Source organism: Bradyrhizobium sp. 138, assembly GCF_023074075.1.
Classification (GTDB): domain Bacteria; phylum Pseudomonadota; class Alphaproteobacteria; order Rhizobiales; family Xanthobacteraceae; genus Bradyrhizobium.
On sequence record NZ_JADPKT010000073.1, the window covers coordinates 124,766 to 147,002 of the forward strand.

Genomic DNA, 22,237 nt, shown 5'->3' on the forward strand with positions numbered 1-22,237 from the left:
CTGGTCGCAGGAGCCCGCAAACAGCCGGGGTGTCACTCCTCGGTGCCACCCTCGCCGCCGCCCCCTTTGCCGCCGTCCGGCGTCTCTTCCGGCGTTTCGGGCTCGACCGCAGGCGCCAGCGCCAGATCGAGTTCGTCGCCCGGTTCCAGCGGATCCTCGTCCTCGCGGAGCTGCGGGTCGTCCGACGGTGTCGGCACGCTGAATCCGGTCGGCAGGCGCGAATCCAACAGGCCCGTGCCTTTCAGCTCTTCCAGACCCGGCAGATCGCCGAGCTGTTCGAGGGTGAACTGCGACAAGAAGTCCTCAGTGGTTCCGAACGTCAGCGGACGGCCCGGCGTCTTGCGCCGGCCACGCGGCTTGATCCAGCCGGTCTCCAGCAGCACGTCGAGCGTGCCCTTCGAGGTGACGACGCCGCGGATCTCCTCGATCTCGGCGCGCGTCACCGGCTGGTGATAGGCAATGATCGCCAGCACCTCGATCGCCGCGCGCGACAGGCGGCGGGTCTCGGTGCTCTCCCGCGTCATCAGCCAGGCGAGATCGCCGGCGGTGCGGAAGGTCCATTTGTTAGCGACGCGCACGAGATTGACCCCACGCAAGGAATAGTCGGCCTGGAGCTGCTCGAGCGCGGCCTTGACGTCGACGCCCTCAGGCATGCGCTTGGCCAGCGTCGCGGTATCCAGCGGTTCACTCGAAGCGAACAGCAGCGCTTCCAGCAGCCGCAGTTCCTCGGGACGTGCCTGGGTTTCGTTCTCCATCGGCTCGGCCTCTTCTACCCGCACTTCAGCCAGGCTTGCCATGGCAGCTTCTCCTTCTTGCACTTAACCGACCGGCGCATCGGGCGCAGGAACTGCGTCCGGCACCGGCTTCGGGCGCCCCTTCCGGAAATAGATCGGCGCAAACGCCTCTTTCTGGTTCAGTTCCAGCTGACCTTCGCGCACCAGTTCGAGCGCGGCGGCAAAGCTGGAGGCGAACACCGTCGCGCGCTGCGTCGGATCGGCGACGTGGCGGATCAGGAAGTCGTCGAGCACGCCCCAGTCATCCTGCTCGCTGATGCTGCCGACCAGCCGCTCCAGCGTGGCGCGCGCCTCGGCGAGCGACCACACCGTGCGCTTGGCCAGATGCACGCTCGCCAGCACGCGCGACTGGCGCTGCGAGGCATAGGCGGTGAGCAAATCGTACAGCGTCGCCGTGTACTTCGGATGCTTGATCTCCGCGATCCGCTCGGGCTCGCCGCGCGGGAAGATGTCGCGCTGCAATTGCGGCCTGTTCATCAGCCGGTTTGCGGCTTCGCGAATGGCCTCCAGCCGGCGCAGGCGGTTGGCGAGCGCCGTCGCCATCTGCTCGGCGCTCGGGCCTTCCGCGCTCGGCGGCTCCGGCAGCAACAGGCGCGACTTCAGGAAGGCGAGCCAGGCCGCCATGACGAGGTAGTCGGCCGCAAGCTCCAGCCGGATTTTTCGCGCGGCTTCGATGAAGTGGAGATATTGGTCGGCCAGCGCCAGGATCGAGATCTTGGCGAGATCGACCTTCTGTTGCCGCGCCAGCGCGAGCAGCAGGTCCAGCGGGCCCTCATAGCCCTCGACGTCCACCACCAACGCCGGCTCACCCTCGGCAAGCTCTGCGGGCCGCCCGGTTTCGAAGGATAGAATTTCTGCGGTCATGCGGATGCCGTATTTGCCCGTGCGATCAATGCGTCCAGTTCCGCTCGTGCAGCCGCCCGGTCGAATGGCTGCGGCGGCCTGCGTGCGGCGAGCGCGGCGTTCGCCCGCTCCAGTGCCCTGCCGGACAGTTCGGGTGTCTGTCCCGCGACCTCGCGCATCTCCTCGATGTTGCCGTTGCAATGCAGGGCCACGTCGCAGCCGGCCGCGAAGATGGCGCGGGTCCGCTCGGCGATATTCCCCGACAGCGCGTTCATCGACACGTCATCACTCATTAACAAACCCTGGAACCCGATTGCGCCGCGAATCACGTCAGCAATCATTGTCGCAGATGTCGTCGCCGGATGGGCGGGGTCGACCGCGCTAAACACAACATGTGCAGTCATGGCCATCGGCAGATCCGCCAGCGGCTTGAACGCGGCGAAGTCGGTCCGTTCCAGCTCATCCCTCGGCGTATCGACCGTCGGCAGCTTGAAATGGGTGTCCGCGGTGGCCCGGCCATGGCCGGGAATGTGTTTGAGCACCGGCAGCACGCCGCCCTGTTCCAGCCCCTCCGTGACCGCGCGCGCGATCGCCGCGACCTTGGCCGGCTCGGTGCCGTAGGCCCGGTTCCCAATGACGGCATCGGCGCCCTGCACCGGCACGTCGGCCAGCGGCAGGCAATCCACGGTAATGCCGAGATCGGCGAGATCGGCGGCGATCAGGCGGGCGGACAGGCGCGCCGCGGTGAGCCCGAGCGCCGAATCAGTGTCGTACAGGCCGGCGAAAACGGCGCCCGGCGGATAGACCGGCCAATGCGGCGGCCCCAGCCGCTGCACCCGTCCGCCTTCCTGGTCGATCAGGATGGGGGCATCAGGCGCGCTTGCAGCCGTCCGCAATTCTGCAACCAGTGCAGCGACTTGAGCCGGCGTTGCGACATTGCGCTTGAAGAGGATGAAGCCCCATGGGCGCTGGTCGCGGATAAACTCCCGCTCGACGGCGGTCAGTTCGGTTCCGGATACACCGGTAATGAAGGCCCGCGTGCTCATAACGGCCGATTAACCCTGACCCGCGAGAGGGTCAAGGAAACGGCCGTTAATTCCTCTGGACGAAGCAGGCGGACAAGCCGGCAGACTTCAGGTTGTTGCAGGCGTGCGTCGCCTCCTCCGCCGAACCATAGGGCCCAGCGAAGGCGCGGTAGACAACTCCCTTGCCCTTGTCGGTGAGGTCGACACGCTTGATCACCGGCGAACGCGAGCCAAGCACGCTGCCATATTTGCTCTGAAGCACGCGGTACGACGCGGCGGCGCTATCCTCGGTCTGCTGCGAGGAGACCTGCACGATGTAGCCGCCACCGCCGTTGCTGGCAGGTGCGATCTGCGTCGGGGTGGTCGCAGCCATCCGCTGCGGCGGCTCGGCCGCCGGTGCTGATTGCGGTGTCAGCGACATCGGCTGATTGTCGCTGGCATTGGCCGAGGTCGGCGGATTGCGCGGCGCGGCGGGTGCAACGGGCGCCGCAACGGGCTTCGGTGCGGCCGTCGTGGGCTTGGCGGCAGCGGCCGACTGCGGCGTGGCGCTATCGGTCTGATCGCCCTTCACGGCGACAGTCCGGATCGCGCGCGGCGAATTGTTCGGCAGCGTGCCGTTGCTCGCGGCCGCTCCCGCGCCCGGCGGCGGCACCGCGGACGGCGAGACGCTCGCGACCGACGGCGGGTTCGCATTCTGGTTCAGCGGCGGGAACACCACGCGGGGACCGCCCGCCTTGGCGTTGACGTCGACGGGAGCCTCTTCGCGCGGCACGATCTTCTCGGTGCCATCGCCGCTCACCATGCGATCCGGCACCTTGGCCGCGGAATCCGCCGGCGCGGGCACAATCTTGGTCGGGGTGTTGTCGGCCTTGATGATCGGCGGCTCACCGCTGCGGGGCGAGCCGACATAGGTCTTGTAGGCGAAGGCCGCGCCGGTGCCGACCACGGCGAGCGCCAGGATCGCCGCGACCGTCATCATGCCGCCGCGCTGTTTCTTCGGCTCCTCGACTTCGGCCTCGGGATAATCGCTCTGGTAGGCGTAGGGATCGTCCGGGTAGGCCGGCTCACGCTGGTAGTCCTGCTCGCCTGCCTCGAGCCGACCATAGAGCGCATCGTCGTAACGCGACGGATCGGGCCGCTGATGCGGCTCCTGATAGGCTTGCGGCTGGTAGGCGTGATCCTGCTGCTGGTAAGCCTGCCCCTGATAGGCGTGATCCTGATAGGCCTGCGGCTGATGATGATCAGGCTCGGGCGCGGCGGGCTGGGCTGAATAGCGATGCAGCGGATGGACCGGGTTCACGGAGACGGGATAGTCGGGCTCCTGAGCAGGCTGCGGCTGCACATTGGCGCGTCGCATCCACGAGGGCGGCCCGGGCGGTGTCGGCTCGGCATCGTCCTGCTGATAATCGTTCTGCCGGTCGTCGTCCTGATAGCTCTGTGCAGGCGGTGCTGCCGGCGAACGCGCGCCTTGCCGCGACTGCGCGGCGAAAGGATCGGTCTGTCCGATCAGGCGGGCGAGTTCAGCCAAGGGATCGCTTTCCGTCTTCCCATGCTGATCGCCACCGCGACCATAGTCATCGGAAGGAAACGGTCTGTCCTGATATCGTTCGGCCATCGTGATGATGCGTCCCTTCGGGAAAGCCGCGCGCCCCTCGACCAAGGCACGGCTTTCGACCCACAAGGCTTTCAACCAAGTCTAAGCGATCCGGCTTCTGCCGGTTACCCCCGAATTCCCCTTAAGTAGTTCGCCCCAAACTACCGCATCTCGTTCGGTGCATGGACGCCGAGGATGGCGAGGCCCGATGCCAGAACCGAGACGACGCCCTGGACCATTGCCAGCCGCGCCTTTGTTAGATCTGCATCATTATTGATAATGAAGCGTAAATAGGGCAAATCGCGCCCCTTCGTCCAAAGTGCATGAAATTCGCTGGCTAAATCATAGAGATAAAAGGCAATTCGGTGCGGCTCATGGGCCGCGGCGGCGGCTTCGAGCATACGCGGATATATTGCGAGGCGCTTGAGAAGTTCAAGCTCGACCGGGTCTGACAACCGTTCCACCGCCGACTCACTGAGCCAGGCGATCCGCTGGTCGGCGTCCTCCGGCAGTTCCGGGAACACCTCAGCCCTTGCGTTGCGGAAGATCGAGTGGCCGCGGGCGTGGCCGTACTGGACGTAAAACACCGGGTTGTCGCGCGACTGTTCCATGACCTTGGCGAGGTCGAAGTCTAGCACCGCGTCGTTCTTGCGGTAGAGCATCATGAAGCGGACGGCGTCCTGGCCGACCTCATCCACCACCTCACGCAAGGTGACGAAGTCCCCGCTCCGCTTGGACATTTTCACCGGCTCGCCATTGCGGAGCAACTTCACGAGCTGGACGATCTTGACGTCGAGCGCGCCCTTGCCCGATGTCGTGGCCTTCACCGCCGCCTGCATGCGCTTGATGTAGCCGCCATGGTCGGCGCCCCAGACGTCGATCATCTCGGCGAAACCGCGGTCGAACTTGTTCTTGTGGTAGGCGATGTCGGAGGCGAAGTAGGTGTAGGAATTGTCCGACTTGATCAGCGGACGATCGACGTCGTCGCCGTAGGCGGTCGCCCTGAACAGCAGTTGCTCGCGGTCTTCCCAATCCTCAACCGGCGCGCCTTTCGGCGGCGGCAGGCGGCCTTCATAGATGTCGCCCTTGGCCTTCAGGAAATCGATCGTCTCGGCAACCTTGTTGTTGCCGGTCTCGATCAGCGAGCGCTCCGAGAAGAACACATCGTGGCGGATGTTGAGGGCGGCGAGATCGTCCTTGATCTCGTCCATCATCATCGCGATCGCCTTGGCGCGCACCGTCGGCAGCCATCCGGCCTCGCTCATGGCGAGGAGCTTGTCGCCGTGCTCTTTCGCCAGCGCCGCGCCGACTGGCTTGAGGTAGTCGCCGGGATAGAGCCCTTCCGGGATGGCACCAATATCCTCGCCGAGGGCCTCGCGATACCTAAGGAAGGCGGAGCGGGCGAGCACGTCGACCTGGGCGCCGGCGTCATTGATGTAATATTCGCGGGTGACCTCGTGGCCGGCGAATTGGAGCAGGCTCGACAGCGCATCGCCGAACACGGCGCCGCGACAATGGCCGACATGCATCGGCCCGGTCGGATTGGCCGAGACGTACTCGACATTGACCCTGGAGCCGCCGCGGACGCGGCCGTAATCGGCGCCCTCGCGCAGCACGGTGCGCAGCGCCTCGGCCCAGGCGGCGGGCTTCAGCGTCAGATTGATGAAGCCGGGACCGGCGACATCGACCTTGGCGATCAGCGCGTCCGCGCGCAGCCGCTCGGCGATCTGCTCGGCGAGATCGCGCGGCTTTGCCTTTGCCTCTTTCGCCAGCACCATCGCGGCGTTGGTCGCCATGTCGCCATGGGTGGCGTCGCGCGGTGGCTCGACCACCACGCGGGAGAAATCGATGCCCTCGGGCCAGTTGGCTTCCGCCGCAAGCGTGCGGCAGGCGGCGTGCACGCGTGCGAGCACGTCGGCGAACAAATGCAGTGCTGAGGATGTGTCGGGCATGGCCGCCGCCTAACGCAAATCCGGGGTCGAGTCAAAAAGCCGTTGGTGCTCGGTCAGGGCGAAACGGTCGGTCATTCCGGCAATGAAATTGCCGATCCGGCGCGCCCGGTCGCCCTCATTGTCCGCCTCCGCCCCGAGCAGCCATTCCGGCGGCAGCTCGCCAGGGGATTGCAGGTATTTCGCGAACAGGTCGAACAGGATCTGCTCCGCCTCCCCCATCACCCGCATCACCCGCTTGTGGCGGTACATGTGCTGGTACAGGAAGCGCTTGATCGCGGCCTCTTCCTCCGCGACCTCGGCCGGGAACGCGATCAGCGCCCTGCTCTGCTGCCGGACGTCCCGGGCCGATTGCGGCTTGACGGCGGCGAGGTTCGTCTGCGCCTCCGCGAACACCGCGCCGATCAGATGCGAGATCAGCTCGCGCACCAGCTCGGCACCGCGCCTGAGCTCTTCGAGATCAGGATAATGCGCCGAGGTCTCGGCGATGATCTCGGCTGTGAGCGGCATCACCTTGAGATCGTCGAGATGGAACAGGCCGGCGCGCAGGCCATCGTCGATATCGTGGGCGTCATAGGCGATGTCGTCGGCGATGGCGGCGACCTGCGCCTCCAGTGAAGCGAAGCTCCACAATTCGAGGTCGTAGGTCTTGATGTAGTCGGCAATCCCGATGGGAATGCCGTGCTCACGATAGCGCCCGACCGGCGCGCCACTGCGGTCGGTCAGCGGACCGTTGTGCTTGACGATGCCCTCCAGCGACTCCCAGGTCAGGTTCAGCCCGTCGAATTCAGGGTAGCGGTGCTCGAGCGAAGCGACGACGCGCAGCGTCTGGGCATTGTGGTCGAAGCCGCCAAACGCCTTGAGGCAGGCGTCCAGCGCCCGCTCACCAGCATGACCGAACGGGGGATGACCAAGATCGTGGGCCAGTGCCAGCGTTTCGGTGAGGTCCTCGTCGAGGCCAAGCTGCCGGGCCAGCGCGCGGGCGATTTGGGCCACCTCCAGCGAATGGGTCAGCCTTGTGCGGTAGTGATCCCCCTCGTGGAACACGAATACCTGGGTCTTGTACTTCAGGCGGCGGAACGCGGTGGAATGGATCACCCGGTCGCAATCCCGGCGGAACGGGCTGCGGGTCCGGCTCGGCGGCTCGGCGACCAGCCGGCCGCGGCTGCGATCGGGGTCGCAGGCATAGGGCGCGCGGGGGGCTGCCATTCCGACGGACACGGCGAATTTAGTCCCTATCCATTTGATTCTGCGTATGGTGGCACTTAACTATGTCGGGCGCGGGATACCAAATGAAATGGGTATGACGCACTGGACGATCGGAGACCAACGATGACGACTGCCGTGACCATCAGTGACCGGGCCGCACGCCGGATTGGAGAGATCCTCAAGGGCGAAGGCTCTGGCGCGATGCTGCGCATCTCGGTCGAGGGCGGCGGCTGCTCGGGTTTCCAATACAAGTTCGACATCGACCGCGCGCGAACCGACGACGATCTCGTCATCGAGCAGGACAATGCGGTGGTGCTGGTCGATTCCGCCTCGCAGCCGTTTCTGGAGGGGTCCCAGGTCGATTTCGTCGACGATCTGATCGGCGCCTCGTTCCGCGTCAACAATCCCAATGCCACCGCGTCCTGCGGCTGCGGGACCAGCTTTTCGGTCTAACCGCTCAAGCCCCGGTCGCCTGCCTTTCCTCGTCCGTCCACTCCATCTCGACCGGCATCGGTTCCGGCTGGAGTGGCGCGTCCTCGGACATCACGTGGCCGTCAAGCGCACGCAGCAACGCCGCGACCAGCGCCGGCTTGCGCAGCGGCTTGGCGAGGAAGTCCGACATGCCGGCCTCGCGGCAGATCCTGACGTCTTCCTGGAAGGCATTGGCCGTCAGCGCGATGATCGGCAAGGCCTCGAAGCGCCCGCCTTGCGCGCGGATCGCGCGGGTGGCGGCAAGCCCGTCCATGTCAGGCATGCGCACATCCATCAGCACGACATCGTAATGGCCCTCGGAGGTTGCCGCGACGGCTTCAGTGCCATCGGTGACGATCTGCAGCTCGACGTCGAAGGCCCCCAGCATCTTGCTCACGACCATGCGGTTGACCGCATCGTCCTCCGCGGCCAGCACCTTCAGCGGCCGATCGAGGCCGGCGATGCGGGTCTTGAGCTCGTCAGCCTCGTCGCTGCCGGGCGCCTGGTCGGAGGCCTGCGCCTGGCTCCAGGGCAGCACCAGCGTGAAACGGAAGGTCGAGCCCTGCCCCGGCGTCGAGGTGACGCCGATGGTGCCGCCCATCTGCTCGATGATGCGCCTGCTGATCGCAAGGCCGAGGCCGGTGCCGCCGAAGCGGCGGCTGATCGAGGCATCGGCCTGGGCGAAGTCGCTGAAGAGTTGGCCGAGCTTTTCGGAAGCAATGCCGATGCCGCTGTCGGCCACCGTCCATTCGACGGTCGCCAGCAGGTCGCGCCGCGCCTGGCAGGTGGCTGAGATCGTCACTTCGCCTTGGTCGGTGAACTTCACCGCGTTGGACGCGAGGTTGAGCAGCACCTGACGGATGCGCGCGACGTCGCCGCGCAGCGTCGGCGGCAGGTTCGGATCGAGCTCGACCTTGACCGCCAGCCCCTTGCTCTTGGCGCTTGCGCGCGCGACATTTGCGACGGTCTCGACCAGCGTCTGCGGGGTGAAGTCGATCGCCTCGAACGCGAAGCGGCCGGCCTCGAGCTTGGACAGGTCGAGGATGTCGTTGAGGATGCGCTGGAGATTGTCGCCGGACTCGCGGATCGTGGTGACGGCCTCGCGCTGCTCCAGATCGAGCTTTGTCTCCAGCAGCATGCTGGCGAGCCCGAGCACGCCGTTCATCGGCGTGCGGATCTCGTGGCTCATCACCGCGAGGAAGTCCGACTTGGCGCGGCTCTCGGCCTCGGCCTTTTCCGCGCGCCAGCGCTCGGTGACGTCGCGCCCGAAGCCGCGATAGCCGAGGAAGTGGCCCTCGCCGTCATAGGCCGGCTTCGCCGTCAGCGACCACAGCCGCGCCTCGCCGCCTGCGACGACCTTGAGGTTCATCTCGTGCAGTGGCTCGTTCTGCTCCATCAAGCCGACGACGTTGTAGGCGGCGCTCTTATCCTCGGGGCACAACATGTCGAGCAAATCGGCGAAATGCGATCCCTTCAGCAGCGGCAGCGGCAGTTGCGCGACATCGGCAAAGCGCTGGGGCACGTCGACCAGATGCCCCTCGGCATCGGTCTGCCACAGCCAGTCGCTGGCGTTCTCCTGAAAATCCTTCAGCAGCAGCGAGATGATCTCGGTCTGGCGTTCGAGCTCGAGCTGGGCCTTGAGATTGCCGAGGAAGAGATTGCCCTGCGAGACGATGTTGCGCGCCATGAAAAATGCGAACAACAGCAGGAACACCGCCGTCATCAGATAAGGCCCGGCGCCGCACAGCAGCAGCGCGCCGGCGCAGGCGATTGTCATGGTGGCGAGATAGACGAGGCCGGCACGCGGGAACGTCGAGAGCGTAAAGGCGCCGCCCGACATCATGCCGACCATCAGGCACGCCAGCAGCAGCTGGCTGGTCGGCTCGATGCGGCTGAACAAAGCGAGCGGCAGCGCGCCCCAGATCGCGGCGACGAAGACTGCCTGCCGCAGCATCTGCCGCGCGGCGCGGGGCGAGGCCTCCTGCGGCGGGTTCTGACGTGAACGGCGCCATGCACGGACCGCGAGCGAGGCGGTGGTGGCCAGCGTCAGGCCCCAGATCGCGAGGAAGTCGTTCCAGCCCCGGCCCCAGAACAGGATCAGCACGATGGCGACGTTCAGCATCGTCACCGCCATCGTCACCGGGATCAGCTGCGTCACCGCGTCGATCTGCTTGGCGCGGATGCGGCGGATCTCGCGCTCGCTGAGACCGGCGGTGAGGCCATCCTCGATCTCGAAGCCGCCGAGCCAATACAGGAACGCGCCGATCAGGCCGTCACGCGGCTCAGTTCGCTTCATCGACTTGTCCGGCCATCCCATCCGAGGAACCTTTTAACGATCAATGGCCTGCCGCCTGCTTAAGCCGGGTTAATTTTGTGGGAGATTTTGCGGCGTCCTTGACGGGCGCGTTTGCAGTTTGTTCTAACCATGGCCCCTGCCCGGAGCCCGCCGACATGACCATCAGAGTTGCTACCTGGAACGTGAACTCGGTCCGGCAGCGGATCGACCTTCTGCTGACCTGGCTGAGGGAATGCCAGCCGGACATCGTCTGCCTCCAGGAGATCAAATGCGTCGACGACGCCTTCCCGCGGCTGGAGATCGAGGCGCTCGGCTACAACGTGGTCACGCACGGACAGAAAACCTTCAACGGCGTCGCCCTGCTCTCCAAGCTCCGGTTCGACGAGACCAAGTCGGGCCTCGCCGGCGACGACGAGGACGCCCATGCCCGCTTCATCGAAGGCGTGGTGACGCTCAAGCGCGGGGTGCTGCGCATCGCCTGCCTTTACCTGCCCAACGGCAACCCGGTCGGGACCGAGAAATATCCCTACAAGCTCAAATGGATGTCGCGGCTTCTTGACTATTCGAAGGAGCGTCTCAAGACCGAGGAGCCGCTGATCCTCGCTGGCGATTTCAACGTCATCCCCCACGCCCGCGACGTGCACAATCCCGCCGCCTGGACCGAGGACGCGCTGTTCAAGACCGAGACGCGGGAGAGCTTTCAATCCCTGCTCGGCCTTGGCCTCACCGACGCCTTGCGGGCCGTCACCGACGAGCCGGGCCTGTATACCTTCTGGGACTACCAGGCCGGGGCCTGGCAGAAGAACCAGGGCCTGCGGATCGACCATCTGCTGCTGTCGCCGCAGGCCAGCGACAAGCTCGCCAATGTCGGCATCGACAGCTATGTGCGCAGCTGGGAGAAGCCGTCGGACCACGTGCCGGTGTGGGCGGATCTGGATCTGGAGGCGGCGTAACCGTCGATCGGACTGTGGGCACGCTTCGCTTTGCCCGCCCTACGGGATCCCGCCTACTCCCGGCGGCCCTGCACCCACTGCTCCAGCATTTGCAGGGCCATGGCACGATCGTCGTCGGAGGCCTTGGCGAAGGCGCGGTTGTAGCTTTCCTTGATCCAGCTCTCTTCGGCACCGGCGCTGTCACGCGCCAGGGTCAGCCACATCAGGCCGCGCGCGGCCTGCCGCGGCAGGCGGTCGCCGTTAAACAGCATCTGGCCGAGCAGCGCCTGGGCCTCGTGCTGGCCCTTCTGGGCGGCGAGGCCGAGCCAGCGCGCGCCATAGCGGAAATCCTCGCGCGAGGCGTCCGGCGTCTTCAGGTAAAGCCGGGCCAGATCGTATTGCGCGTCGGCATTGCCGAAATAGGACGCCGCATAGGAGAACATCTCCCGCGCCCGCTCGGGGTCCGACTTGATCTTCGAGTTCGGGATGCCGCTGAGATAGTAGCGGCCGAGCGCGACGAAGGCATTGGCCACGATCTGCGCCTGCGGCGCCGACGGGCTGTCCTCGGCATGCGCGTTGGCGATCCGGCTGAAATATTCGAAGGCGCGCAGGTCGTCCTGGGCGACGCCGTCGCCATTGGCGTACATGCGGCCGAGCTTCCACTGCGCGATGGGGTGACCGCCCTCGGCCGCATATTGCAGCGCACTGAGCGAGGTCTCCTGGGGCACAGCCGCCGGCGCGACCTTGCCGCGCACGGCCGTGGCGGTCCCCGGCAAGGTGGTCACGACCGGGATGGTCGCGTCCTTCGGGTTGACCGGAGCGCCGTCGAAGGCGAGCGCCGGCGCGGCCAGCGCGATGGCCCCCAACACAAACGCAACTGTGGCACGCCTAGATGTCCGCATAGCACTGTTTCTCGTGCGCGCCGCCCGGATGGGTCACTGCCCCCCCGACCGCTGGTCCAACCTGCTGAGCATATTTCCAGAGCGCACCCGACGTGTGGTTAGTCGCGCGAGCGCTCCATTTGGTTTTGCGCTGGGCGAGCTCGGCGTCGCTCAATTTTACGTCAAGGGTACCGGCGACCGCGTCGATCTCGATGATGTCGCCGTCCTCGAGCAGCCCGATCGGCCCGCCGATGGCGGCCTCGGGGCCGACATGGCCGATGCAGAAGCCGCGGGTGGCGCCGGAGAAGCGGCCGTCGGTGATGAGCGCGATCTTGCCGCCCATGCCCTGGCCGGTCAGCGCCGCGGTGGTCTGGAGCATTTCCCGCATGCCGGGGCCGCCCTTCGGCCCCTCGTAGCGGATCACGATGACTTCGCCTTCGCGATAGGTGCGCTTCTGGACCGCCTCGAAAGCATCCTCCTCACGGTCGAAGCACCTGGCCGGACCGGTAAACCTGAGGTTGGACATTCCCGCGACTTTCACGATCGCACCTTCTGGCGCCAAATTGCCCTTCAGGCCGACCACACCGCCTGTCACGGTGATGGGCTTGTCTGCCGGGTGCACCACGTCCTGGTGCGGATTCCACTTCACGCTCTTGAGGTTTTCGGCGATCGTGCGGCCCGTGACGGTAAGGCAATCACCGTGCAGGAAGCCGTTGTCGAGCAGCGTCTTCATCAGAAGCGGTATGCCACCTACTTCAAACATGTCTTTGGCGACATAACGGCCGCCTGGCTTCAAATCCGCGACATATGGTGTCTTTTTGAAGATTTCGGCGACGTCGAACAAGTCGAACTTGATGCCGCATTCATGCGCGATCGCCGGCAGGTGCAGCGCAGCATTGGTTGAGCCGCCGGACGCCGCGACCACGGCCGCCGCGTTCTCCAGCGCCCTGCGAGTGACGATGTCGCGCGGCCGGATGTTGGACGCGATCAAGTCCATGACCTTCTCGCCCGCGGTCATGCAGAAGGCGTCGCGGATTTCATACGGTGCCGGCGCACCGGCCGAGTAAGGCAGTGCGAGGCCAATCGCCTCGGAGACGGTCGCCATGGTGTTGGCGGTGAACTGCGCGCCGCAGGCGCCCGCCGAGGGGCACGCCACGCGCTCGATCTCGTCGAGGTCCTCGTCCGACATGGCGCCGACCGAGTGCTTGCCGACCGCCTCGAACATGTCCTGCACGGTGACCTGCTGCCCGCGGAAATTGCCGGGCAGGATCGAGCCGCCATAGATGAAGATCGAGGGCACGTTGAGGCGGACCATCGCCATCATCATGCCCGGCAGCGACTTGTCGCAACCGGCGAGCCCGACGAGGGCGTCGTAGGCATGGCCGCGGACGGTCAGCTCGACCGAATCGGCGATGCATTCGCGCGACGGCAACGATGAGCGCATGCCGTCATGGCCCATGGCGATGCCGTCGGTCACGGTGATGGTGCAGAATTCGCGCGGGGTGCCGCCGGCCGACGCCACGCCCTTCTTCACCGCCTGGGCCTGGCGCATCAGCGCGATGTTGCAGGGAGCGGCTTCATTCCAGCACGAGGCCACGCCGACGAAGGGCTGGTGGATCTGATCGGTGGTCAGACCCATGGCGTAGAAATAGGACCGATGCGGCGCGCGCGCAGGGCCTTCCGTCACGTGACGGCTCGGCAGCCTCTGCTTGTCAATCTTCGCGCTCATCGCAAACCAGTTTCCCCGGTCAACCCTTTCAGACCCGAAAAATCAGAGCCAAGATTTGAATCGACCTTGGGATTTCTCGTCGCCCTTGAGGCTGCCCGCTGCCCTTAAAACATTAGAGCGATTTTATTCATGTTTGGGTGTGGCCAAAAAGCGGCGGTGATGCGAACCGCCGGTGATGAGGGTTAAATCCGGAATGAGTGTTGCGAGGATAGCACAATCGTTACCGGGAAGACACGGGTTTGCGTACAGTGATACCCTCGCGAAAAGGACCGCTCACAACCTCAGATTTTTGCGATGAAGGACGCACGCTCGCTGACGAGGTGCACACAAGTGAGTCGGCCATCCACGCACTCTCATGTCCCGGACAAGCCGCAACGCGAGAAGCGTTGCGGCGCAGAGCCGAGACCCAGAGGCGACACGGTAGCGCGCAGAGAGGTGGGCCCCGGCTCAGCAGCGCACCGTCGAAGGGACGCTGCGCTGCGTCCGGGGCACGAGACTGGAGTGGGACGCACCGCTCTCTCCACGCCGTCATTGCGAGCGCAGCGAAGCAATCCAGAGCGTTTCCGCGGAGGGACTCTGGATTGCTTCGTCGCAAGGGCTCCTCGCAATGACGGTGTATGAGGCGATAGCTAGTTCTCCAAGTAACGCTGTCATTCCCCGCCTTGTGCGCAATTGCGCACTGGAGCGGGGAATCCAGTACGCCGCGGCTTCTCGGTTCAATCGCTGGCGTCTCTGGAATACTGGATCGCCCGGTTGAACCGGGCGATGACACCGCGTGTGTAGTTGCAGGCATACCTTCCCGTTCTCGCGGCTTGATTCACCCGAGCTTTGCTTGATCGCTCCACCCTCAAATCCAAGAGGGCGCAGGGAAGGCCGGGTGCTGACCTCGCACCCGCGGTCCGCTGCGCGAAATGCACACGCAGAAAGAACCGCACAGCAGCATACAGGTGGTGCCGATCACTCGGCCTTCCCTGCGCAGTGGTTGGACGGCTTATGCCGTGATCTCCCGGGAGCCGAACTTTCCTTCTGGCCTCCCTCGCCGTTCGAATTGACGATGCCGTCCACCCGGTTGGGCTCGCGCGCATCTTCGAAAGGCTTGACCGTGGCAACGACGGCCAGGACCACACGGTTTTGCCGTACGCACGGCCGCCATTTCACCCGCAGTCTTTCCAGCCCTGTCGACGGAGCCGAAAACTTACAGGCGAGACGAACCTGACAGCGCCGCTCGTCTGCACGAAGCCTCGGGCTCACAGGGACTACCCGCCCTGCCCGCGCCTCTCGTGCCGACGCTGCCGCGTCCACCGCAAGCCCGGCTCGCGATCAAGACGACCTCGAGATCGCCCCTCTTGGTGAGCCGGGATGGGCGACACATACGACAAAACCGAATTTCGGTAAAGCGGAATATTTTTGACAGGATGGGTTGACTCCGACCGGCGCGGAAATGGTCAGGTGTTTCGCCCGTCGGGCAGAGAAGCCGACATCGCGCCCTTCCGACAGGCCGGACGACCGGTGGCTGTTGTCACCGCCGCTCAGGTCCGCCCTCGCAAACGCTGGGCCTGGGCCCAGGCAGCCGCGACATCGCGTGGCGGAACATCGACGCGCTTGATCGGGGTCAATTCGCCGGAGGCCGAGACGATCGCGGTTTCCTCGCGGCGGCAGCGCGTGCAGACAAAGCGGACCTCGTGCGGGGACGCCCACCAGCTCGACCGCTTCACATTGGCCGCCATCGGCCAGGCATCGCAATGCGAGCACGACACCAGAAATCGACCGGGATCGAGCATACCCATTCCATCGGACTCCGCGTCCTGCCGCCTCCTTCAATGATTAATCCAAGTGAATCGTTCCGGTGCCCTAGCACCGCTGGTTTTGCCCCGGCGATCCCGGGCTCATCGTTCCCGGCGTCCGCAGGGATGAGGATCTCAGTGCGCGCCCTTGAGGGTGCAGGATGTCGTGCAGGTCACCGTGTTGCCGCGGTCGCACGATTTGCAGGCGGCAACGCACTGGTTCATGTCACGGGGATTGTACGAGCTATAGTTCCGCATTGCGCAGACCGAGGTCGAGCCGGTGATGTCCTGCTCCTGGTTGCAGGCGGCCGTCATGAGCGCGAATAGGATCACGGCAACGAGGCGCATGTGATTGCCCTGTCAAGCAATGGCAAATGACACTCGCGAGATACGCTGCATTGCAGCGAACCCCGGCCTTCCCAAGCACGAGCACTCGCTCGCGTGTTTCAAGGATGCGCGCCAAACCTTAAGAACGGATTGCAGCCGCCTTCAGGCCGCGGCCTGGGTCGCGATCGCCTGCCGCATGTCGACCGCCAACTGACGATACTGCTCGGAAAGCTTCAGATAGAACTCGCGCTTGGTGCTGTCGGTGGCGAGCTTGGCAATCAGCTCGCATTCGGCAGTGAGCGTCTCGAACCGTTCCAGCCTGTCCTGAAGTTCTGTCATCGGCGTGTCCCCGTCAAACGCCTCAAGGACATCCAACCTAGGCCCGGGAAATAGGTCACGGCGAACATCGTTATCGAGTAGAATCAATTTTTCCGGTGCGGCAGCCTATTTGCTGTCGAGCCGCCAGGCGCCGTCCCAGCCGGCGTCCGGGGGGCTCGCCTCGAACTGCGCGATGCGGCCGAGCATCGTGCGCGAGGGACCGTCACCGGGGACGGCTTCGAGCGCCGCGTTGAAGGCCGCGCGCGCCTCATCGAACCGACTGGCGCGATAGGCGGCGAGCGCTTCGGCATAGTGCGTGCGCAAACTCGCTTGCGCGCCGGTGAGTGCGCCTGCCCTCGCCATCACCTCGAAGATCGCCTGCGGCGCGCTCTGGCCCGCGACGGCCAAACGATCGATCTCGCGCAGCTCTAACCGCGAGCCGATCGCGTCCGCCGTTGCCAGAGAGATCAGGATGCGGGTGCCGTAGGCCTTGTTGACGGCCTCCAGCCGCGAGGCGAGGTTCACGGCATCGCCCATCACCGTAAAGCTCATCATCAATTCGGAGCCGATGCTACCGGTCAGGACCTCGCCGGTGGCGATGCCGATCCGCAAATCGCACGGCGCCGGCATGGCACGGATGCCGAGCAGGTCGGGCAACTGCTTCTGGAGCGCCGGCACCTGGTCGGTCATCTCGATGGCGGCAAGTCCCGCGAGCAGCGCCTGCTCGTCCTCCTCGATGAAGGGCGGGCCCCAATAGGACATGATGGCATCGCCGATATATTTGTCGATGATGCCGCGATTGCCTCTGATGGGTGCGGACATCACCGTGAAATAGTGGTTCATCACCCTGACGAGGCCACGCGGGGTCATGCCCTCGCTCATCGCAGTGAAGCCGCTCATGTCGCAGAACATGATGGTCATGACCCGGCGCTCGCCGTCGATCGCGACCTCCGGCCGGTCGATCAGCCCCTGCACCACCTTGGGATCGATGTAGCGGCCGAAGGTCTCGCGGATGCGCTCGTTGTGCCTGAGCTGCTCGGTCATGCGGTTGAAGGCCGCGGCGAGCTCGCCGATCTCGTCCTGCGTGGAGACGGTGATGGTCTTGTCGAAGCGGCCCGCCTCGACCTCGCGGGTGCCGGCGAGCAGCAGCCGCACCGGTCGTGTGATGCCGCTGGACACAAGCAGCGCAAAGGCAAATCCGACGATCGCCGCCAGCAATGTCACGACGCCCGAAACGACGATCGCCTGATGCTGGCGGCTGATCACCTGCGACGTCGAGAAGAAGACCTGCGTCAGCATGTCGGCGCGGATCGCATCGATCTTGCGGTTGAACTGATCGCGCAGCACGTCGATGTGCTCCAGCGTGCCGCGGGCCTCCGCCATCTGCTTGCCATCGACCTGCTTGAGCAGCCTCGCATGGTCCTCGTTGAGGTCGCGCCGCAGCTCGCTGACCGCAGTCTCGATGCGGATCTCGATCCGCGCCAGCGCGGCATTGTCGGAATACGTCCTGGGGTCTTCGATGATCGCGTTGATGAGCGTACGCGCGGCCTCGGCCTCCTCCTCGATCTTGCGGTCCGATTGCTCGAAGTCGCGAAGGCGCGCCGCGTAGGCCGCCTCATCCGACGGCGCCTCCATCCTGGTCATGACCATCCGCCGCAGCGCCAGCCCCCGCTCCAGCGAGCGGATGTTGGCGCGGGCCAGATGGCTATAGGCCGGGATGTAGCGGTTGGTCAGCTCGTCGAGCAGGACGCCGACCTGGCTCGACATCACCATCGACAGGATCGAGGTGACCAGCATCAGGACGATCAATCCGAGGGCGATGCCGACGATCTTGCGCCGGATCGACTGGTTGAAAATCGGCATTGGTCCGGGGCAAAGGCTAAAAAGGACGAAGCGAGGGAACTCCATACACCGATCCGGCTGCGGGAACACGCGCAATCTGGTTCCTCCTGACGCCCTAGACCGGGCCGCGCCGTCGCGCAGGCCCGAGATCGTCAACAAAAGGTTAAGGACTTTCCCTTTGCTTCCCAGCGCGGAAAGTTCCCGCGTCACATCCGTATTTTGCCGCATTGTTGCGACAGCGTGAGGATGCGACACGATGCTGATGCATCGTGTCGGTGCTTTGATTCTCAAGCCGCATGTCGTCGCGGACCTTGGTTTGTAGTGGTTTCGCAGGGGGGACCATCGAATGAACCAGTGCCTACGCTCGCTCGCGTGTGTCGTTGCCGTGGCCGCAATGGCCCTCCTTCCCACCGAGCTCGCGGCCAAGAGCAATCACAAATCGTCCGCGCCGAAGAAGACGCATGAGGCGAAAGCCGGCAAGCAGCGTCATGCCGCGGCAAAATCGCGCCACGGCAAGCATGCCGAGGCCCGGCGCAAGTCGAAGAAGGGCGACGACGCCCCGTCTGACAAGCCCGCAACCCCGCCGCTGACCAGTGACCTCGCCGCGCTGAAGGACGCGATCGATCTCGCGCGCAAGGGCAAGACCGAGGACGCGAACGCGGCGCGCGACCGCATTGCCGATCCCGCCGGGCAGAAGCTTGCCGACTGGTTCATGCTGCGCCACTCCGATAGCACCGCGAATTTCAGGCGTTACGCCGCCTTCCTCGCCGCCAATCCGGATTGGCCGAGCAGCGCGCTGCTGCGCCGGCGCGCCGAGGCGCGGCTGTGGCAGGAGAAGAGCGAGCCGGCCATTGTGCACAAATTCACCATGGACCGGCCGACCAGCGCCAAGGGCAAGTTCGCGCTCGCCCGCGTACTGCTCGGCGAAGGCGACAATGACAGGGCCGCGCGGCTGGTCCGCGAGGCCTGGCGCACCGACGAATTGTCCGAGCGCAGCGAGGAGGATTCCTACGAGGCGTTCCGCGATCTCCTCACCGCGGACGATCATCGCGCCCGCATGGACAAGCGGCTCGGCGCCAAGGACTATGCGGGTGCGCGGCGCGCCGCAAAACGGCTCGGCGAGGATGCGCTCGCGATCGTCAAAGCCTGCGCCGCCGTCACCGGCAAGGCCAGCAAGGCCAAGGATTATCTCGAGGACGTGCCAAGCGACGCGCGCCGCGATCTTGGCTATGTGCTGTGCCGCGCGCAATGGCACCTGCAGAAGGACCGCATCGACGACGCGGCCGAGGTGATCCTGGCCGCCGCGCCCGACACCATGGCCGCCCAGGACACCGATGCCTGGTGGCGCGAGCGCCGCCTGCTCGCGCGCAAGCTGCTCGACCAGGGCAAGTCCAGAACGGCGTATGACGTGGTGCGCACCGCGGCGGTGCCCGAGAAGGAAGTCTACCGCGTCGACTACCATTTCATGTGCGGCTGGATCGCGCTGCGCTTCCTCGACGATCCCAAGGCGGCGATGGTGCATTTCGCCGCCATCGACGAAGGTTCAGCCAATCCGATCGCGCTGTCGCGCGCCCATTATTGGCGCGGCCGTGCCGCCGAGGCGATGGGTGCTGTGGCCGATGCCCGCATGAGCTATCGGGCGGCCTCGCGCTATCCCACCGCCTATTACGGCCAGCTGGCCCGTGCAAAGCTCGGCCTCGACCGCATCGAGCTGCGAGCGCCCTCGCTCGTGCTGGCCGCCGCCGACACACCGCCCGCGGACGAGCGCGTGCGTGCTGCCGAGATGCTCTACGGCATCGGCGAGCGCGACGTGGTGTTTTACTACGCCGAGGATTTCGCCAAGGAGAGCACCGATGTCGCCGCGCTCGAAGCGCTCGGCGAGCTCGCCGGGCGGCGCAACGATGCGCGCGTGATGCTGGAGGTGGGCAAGACGGCGCTGGCGCGCGGGCTCGCGCTCGACCATTACGCCTTCCCCACCATCGGCATCCCCGAGCACCAGCAGGTCGCGCCCGCGATCGAGACCAGCGTGATCTATTCGGTGGCACGCACCGAGAGCTCGTTCGACCAGCGCGACAAGTCGCCCGCCAATGCGGTCGGGCTGATGCAGGTGACACCTGAAGCCGGCCGCGATACCGCAAAGCGCTTCGGCCTGACTTACGACTGGGACAAGATGGTCTCCGATCCCGTCTACAACACGCAGATGGGCGCGGCCGAGCTCAGCGCGCTGCTGTCGGAATATCGCGGCAACCAGATCATGACCTTCGCCGGCTACAACGCCGGCCGCGGCCGCGTGCGCGAATGGGTGCAGGCGCGCGGCGACCCCAGGGACCCCAACGTTGATCCGGTCGACTGGGTCGAGCGCATCCCGCTGTCGGAGACGCGCAATTACGTCCAGCGCGTGATGGAGAACGTGCTGGTCTACCGCGCGCGGCTCGAGGACAGCAGCATGATCGCCGGCAAGAGCGACGCACGCGTGGTGACGAAGGACGCCAGCGCAACGGCGCCCGTGGCGGCCGCAGCACCCGCTCCCTAGTCGGCGCCGCTGGGGACTGGATCCGGCGCCTGCAAGATTACGTTGCTGCGGCTTCCACGCGAGTGCAGTCGCGCAGCTAGGTGTCACCTCCTTCCATCGTGATCAGATCGCGACCGTCCAAATATGCGCCGGTCAAGGCTCTTGCGAAGGTCCAGGCGTGTATCGTCCAGCTCCAGCACGCGACGGCACTGAAGACCGCCATCATCTCGATCATGTTGCCAGCGGCGAGCTCGACGTTCGGAATGGCCGGTCCTAGACGCCCAGGCGTCGACCATTGCATCAACAGCGTCACGAATTCGCCACGCCGGTAGCAATCGTGGTCACAGTAGCGGCGCTGTGTCCGCACATGCCGGACATAGCCGAAGCGGAGTGACCGCGAGCATGTGCTGCACGTGGCGGCGTGCGATGGGGGCTCGTGATTGACCACCACGAACTTCATGAAGCCGCCCTCACGCGATCTTCCGCGAGCGCCTCGCAGAACAGCGCGTAGCACTGATAGTCACAGTAAGGCAGACGGGTGGCGATCTCGCGGAGATAGCTGCCGCCGATCGGCTCGCAGCACTGCAGGCACCAGGTCTGCCGGAACGGGGTCCGGTCGTTCACCAGCACGAACGCGAATCTCATGTGGCACCTCCCAAAGCGAAGCAGTAAACGCTGTCCAACGGAGATAGTGCGGGTGGTGGAGCGCAAAGATGGTTTCGGCCGTCGGGATTATCCCTGTTTCGCTCCACTTTTTGCGGTGGGATCAGAATGTATCTCCCGTCCTCCCTGCGCCGTGCATAGATCTGGCCATCGATGTACTTGATGTCGGTCGGATAGCAGTCAGCGCTGTTGCAGCAGCTGAGGCTCGGATTGTCCGGCATGTGCCAGGTCGAATAGAATCTTTCGTGCAGCCCCTGGTCCTGGGGTGGGTGCTGGCGATGAACGGCACCATGTCCAGTCTCCTGCGCCTGGACGGTCGCAGCGGAGCCGAGGAGAACCATCGAGCAGAAGAGCTTGCATGAGCGGTTCAACACAATAGGCTCCGGGATCAGACCTACCGAACGATGTCAGCTCTCCAATTCAGCCTCATGCGGCCCGAGCCTGGAACAACCAGCTTCGGTCGCGTTCGCGGCGTGTGCGGAAGCGATCGACGCACTTCTTGGAGCAGAGCGCAGTGCGCCACGAATAATAGCGGATCAGACCAAACTTGCCGCTACACACCGCACAACCGTTGTTTGAAGCGCAGCGTTCGGACTCGGGTAGGCGACGCTCAGGAAGTTCCGATGTATCACACATTGCTGTCTCCCTCTGTTGCTTGCGCGTTTGCCAGTTCGTTCCCTCCGACCTCATACGGGTCGTAAATTGCCGTGATCGCGGCTGCGAGCCTGTCGTCGTGCGCTTGCTGATTGAGTTGGGCCGACGCTCCGGTTGACCATGAGGTTAGTTCGCCGGGCACGAAGCGACCAATTGTACGGAGGTAAATGGCCGACATGACTAGGATTGGAGGAGCCATACTTAGGTTTGTCCCGTACTCGCCCGGGGGCGTTCGTGCCGCCCCACGTTCAACGAGACGGCGCACGACGCTTCGGTTGCACGGTCACCGTGAAAACCTTGCCGGCTCTCTTGCCGGCCTGGGGCGCTTGATGCGCCGCAATGGACAGGGCGAGCCGCCAATAAGGCGACGTCTGACCACCCATCCGACTTTGGCCGGAATTGCTCCTCTGGCGT

General features: G+C 65.2%; 18 protein-coding genes. 3 read left to right on the plus strand and 15 right to left on the minus strand.

Going from position 1 to position 22,237, the window contains the following annotated elements; all coding sequences use genetic code 11:
* Positions 1–32: 32 nt before the first annotated feature.
* From scpB to IVA79_RS25670, 6 genes are all read right to left on the minus strand, one after another.
* Entirely contained in the window at positions 33–797 is a 765-nt protein-coding gene (scpB, locus tag IVA79_RS25645; RefSeq protein WP_247558146.1) for an SMC-Scp complex subunit ScpB, read from the minus strand.
* Positions 798–818: 21 nt separating this feature from the next.
* Entirely contained in the window at positions 819–1,658 is an 840-nt protein-coding gene (locus IVA79_RS25650) for a ScpA family protein (protein WP_247558148.1), read from the minus strand.
* A complete protein-coding gene (gene nagZ / locus IVA79_RS25655; protein ID WP_247558150.1) occupies positions 1,655–2,683 on the minus strand; it encodes a beta-N-acetylhexosaminidase in 1,029 nt (342 codons plus the stop codon). Before nagZ ends, IVA79_RS25650 begins: the two co-directional genes overlap by 4 nt.
* Before the next feature lie 46 nt (positions 2,684–2,729).
* Positions 2,730–4,277 (minus strand): SPOR domain-containing protein, encoded by a 1,548-nt coding sequence (locus IVA79_RS25660; RefSeq protein WP_247558152.1) that lies wholly within the window; start codon positions 4,275–4,277, stop codon positions 2,730–2,732.
* Positions 4,278–4,417: 140 nt separating this feature from the next.
* Positions 4,418–6,208 (minus strand): arginine--tRNA ligase, encoded by a 1,791-nt coding sequence (gene argS, locus IVA79_RS25665; RefSeq protein WP_247558154.1) that lies wholly within the window; start codon positions 6,206–6,208, stop codon positions 4,418–4,420.
* A 9-nt stretch (positions 6,209–6,217) separates the two neighbouring features.
* Entirely contained in the window at positions 6,218–7,426 is a 1,209-nt protein-coding gene (locus IVA79_RS25670; RefSeq protein WP_247558156.1) for a deoxyguanosinetriphosphate triphosphohydrolase, read from the minus strand.
* 111 nt (positions 7,427–7,537) lie between these two features.
* On the opposite strand from IVA79_RS25670, the gene erpA reads away from it, so the two are divergent.
* A complete protein-coding gene (erpA, locus tag IVA79_RS25675) occupies positions 7,538–7,867 on the plus strand; it encodes an iron-sulfur cluster insertion protein ErpA (protein WP_063194651.1) in 330 nt (109 codons plus the stop codon).
* A 4-nt stretch (positions 7,868–7,871) separates the two neighbouring features.
* Here erpA and IVA79_RS25680 read toward each other — a convergent pair whose 3' ends face one another.
* Positions 7,872–10,202 carry an ATP-binding protein gene (locus tag IVA79_RS25680; RefSeq protein ID WP_247558158.1) on the minus strand — a complete coding sequence of 777 codons (2,331 nt, stop codon included), beginning with the start codon at positions 10,200–10,202 and terminating at the stop codon, positions 7,872–7,874.
* Between the two features lie 134 nt (positions 10,203–10,336).
* On the opposite strand from IVA79_RS25680, the gene xth reads away from it, so the two are divergent.
* The gene (xth, locus tag IVA79_RS25685; RefSeq protein ID WP_247558161.1) at positions 10,337–11,134 is read left to right on the plus strand and encodes an exodeoxyribonuclease III; all 798 of its coding nucleotides are present in this window, start codon (positions 10,337–10,339) and stop codon (positions 11,132–11,134) included.
* Positions 11,135–11,187: 53 nt separating this feature from the next.
* Here xth and IVA79_RS25690 read toward each other — a convergent pair whose 3' ends face one another.
* The 6 genes from IVA79_RS25690 to IVA79_RS25715 form a co-directional block, all read right to left on the minus strand.
* A complete protein-coding gene (locus IVA79_RS25690) occupies positions 11,188–12,015 on the minus strand; it encodes a tetratricopeptide repeat protein (protein ID WP_247558163.1) in 828 nt (275 codons plus the stop codon).
* Entirely contained in the window at positions 12,002–13,723 is a 1,722-nt protein-coding gene (ilvD, locus tag IVA79_RS25695) for a dihydroxy-acid dehydratase (protein WP_247558165.1), read from the minus strand. The genes IVA79_RS25690 and ilvD overlap by 14 nt, the downstream gene beginning before the upstream one ends.
* 1,529 nt (positions 13,724–15,252) lie before the next feature.
* Positions 15,253–15,510: a hypothetical protein gene (locus IVA79_RS25700; RefSeq protein ID WP_247558167.1), complete on the minus strand. Its 258-nt coding sequence runs from the start codon at positions 15,508–15,510 to the stop codon at positions 15,253–15,255.
* 132 nt (positions 15,511–15,642) lie between these two features.
* Positions 15,643–15,855 (minus strand): hypothetical protein, encoded by a 213-nt coding sequence (locus tag IVA79_RS25705; protein WP_247558169.1) that lies wholly within the window; start codon positions 15,853–15,855, stop codon positions 15,643–15,645.
* A 141-nt stretch (positions 15,856–15,996) separates the two neighbouring features.
* On the minus strand, positions 15,997–16,173 hold the full coding sequence (locus tag IVA79_RS25710) for a hypothetical protein (RefSeq protein WP_199581227.1): 177 nt from the start codon (positions 16,171–16,173) through the stop codon (positions 15,997–15,999).
* Positions 16,174–16,278: 105 nt separating this feature from the next.
* Positions 16,279–18,015 carry an adenylate/guanylate cyclase domain-containing protein gene (locus tag IVA79_RS25715; RefSeq protein ID WP_247558171.1) on the minus strand — a complete coding sequence of 579 codons (1,737 nt, stop codon included), beginning with the start codon at positions 18,013–18,015 and terminating at the stop codon, positions 16,279–16,281.
* A gap of 325 nt (positions 18,016–18,340) precedes the next feature.
* On the opposite strand from IVA79_RS25715, the gene IVA79_RS25720 reads away from it, so the two are divergent.
* Complete coding sequence (locus tag IVA79_RS25720; protein WP_247558173.1) at positions 18,341–20,527, plus strand: lytic transglycosylase domain-containing protein; 2,187 nt, start codon at positions 18,341–18,343, stop codon at positions 20,525–20,527.
* Positions 20,528–20,603: 76 nt separating this feature from the next.
* Here IVA79_RS25720 and IVA79_RS25725 read toward each other — a convergent pair whose 3' ends face one another.
* Positions 20,604–20,966: a hypothetical protein gene (locus tag IVA79_RS25725; protein ID WP_247558175.1), complete on the minus strand. Its 363-nt coding sequence runs from the start codon at positions 20,964–20,966 to the stop codon at positions 20,604–20,606.
* A complete protein-coding gene (locus IVA79_RS25730) occupies positions 20,963–21,151 on the minus strand; it encodes a hypothetical protein (RefSeq protein ID WP_247558178.1) in 189 nt (62 codons plus the stop codon). Before IVA79_RS25730 ends, IVA79_RS25725 begins: the two co-directional genes overlap by 4 nt.
* Positions 21,152–22,237: the final 1,086 nt, after the last annotated feature.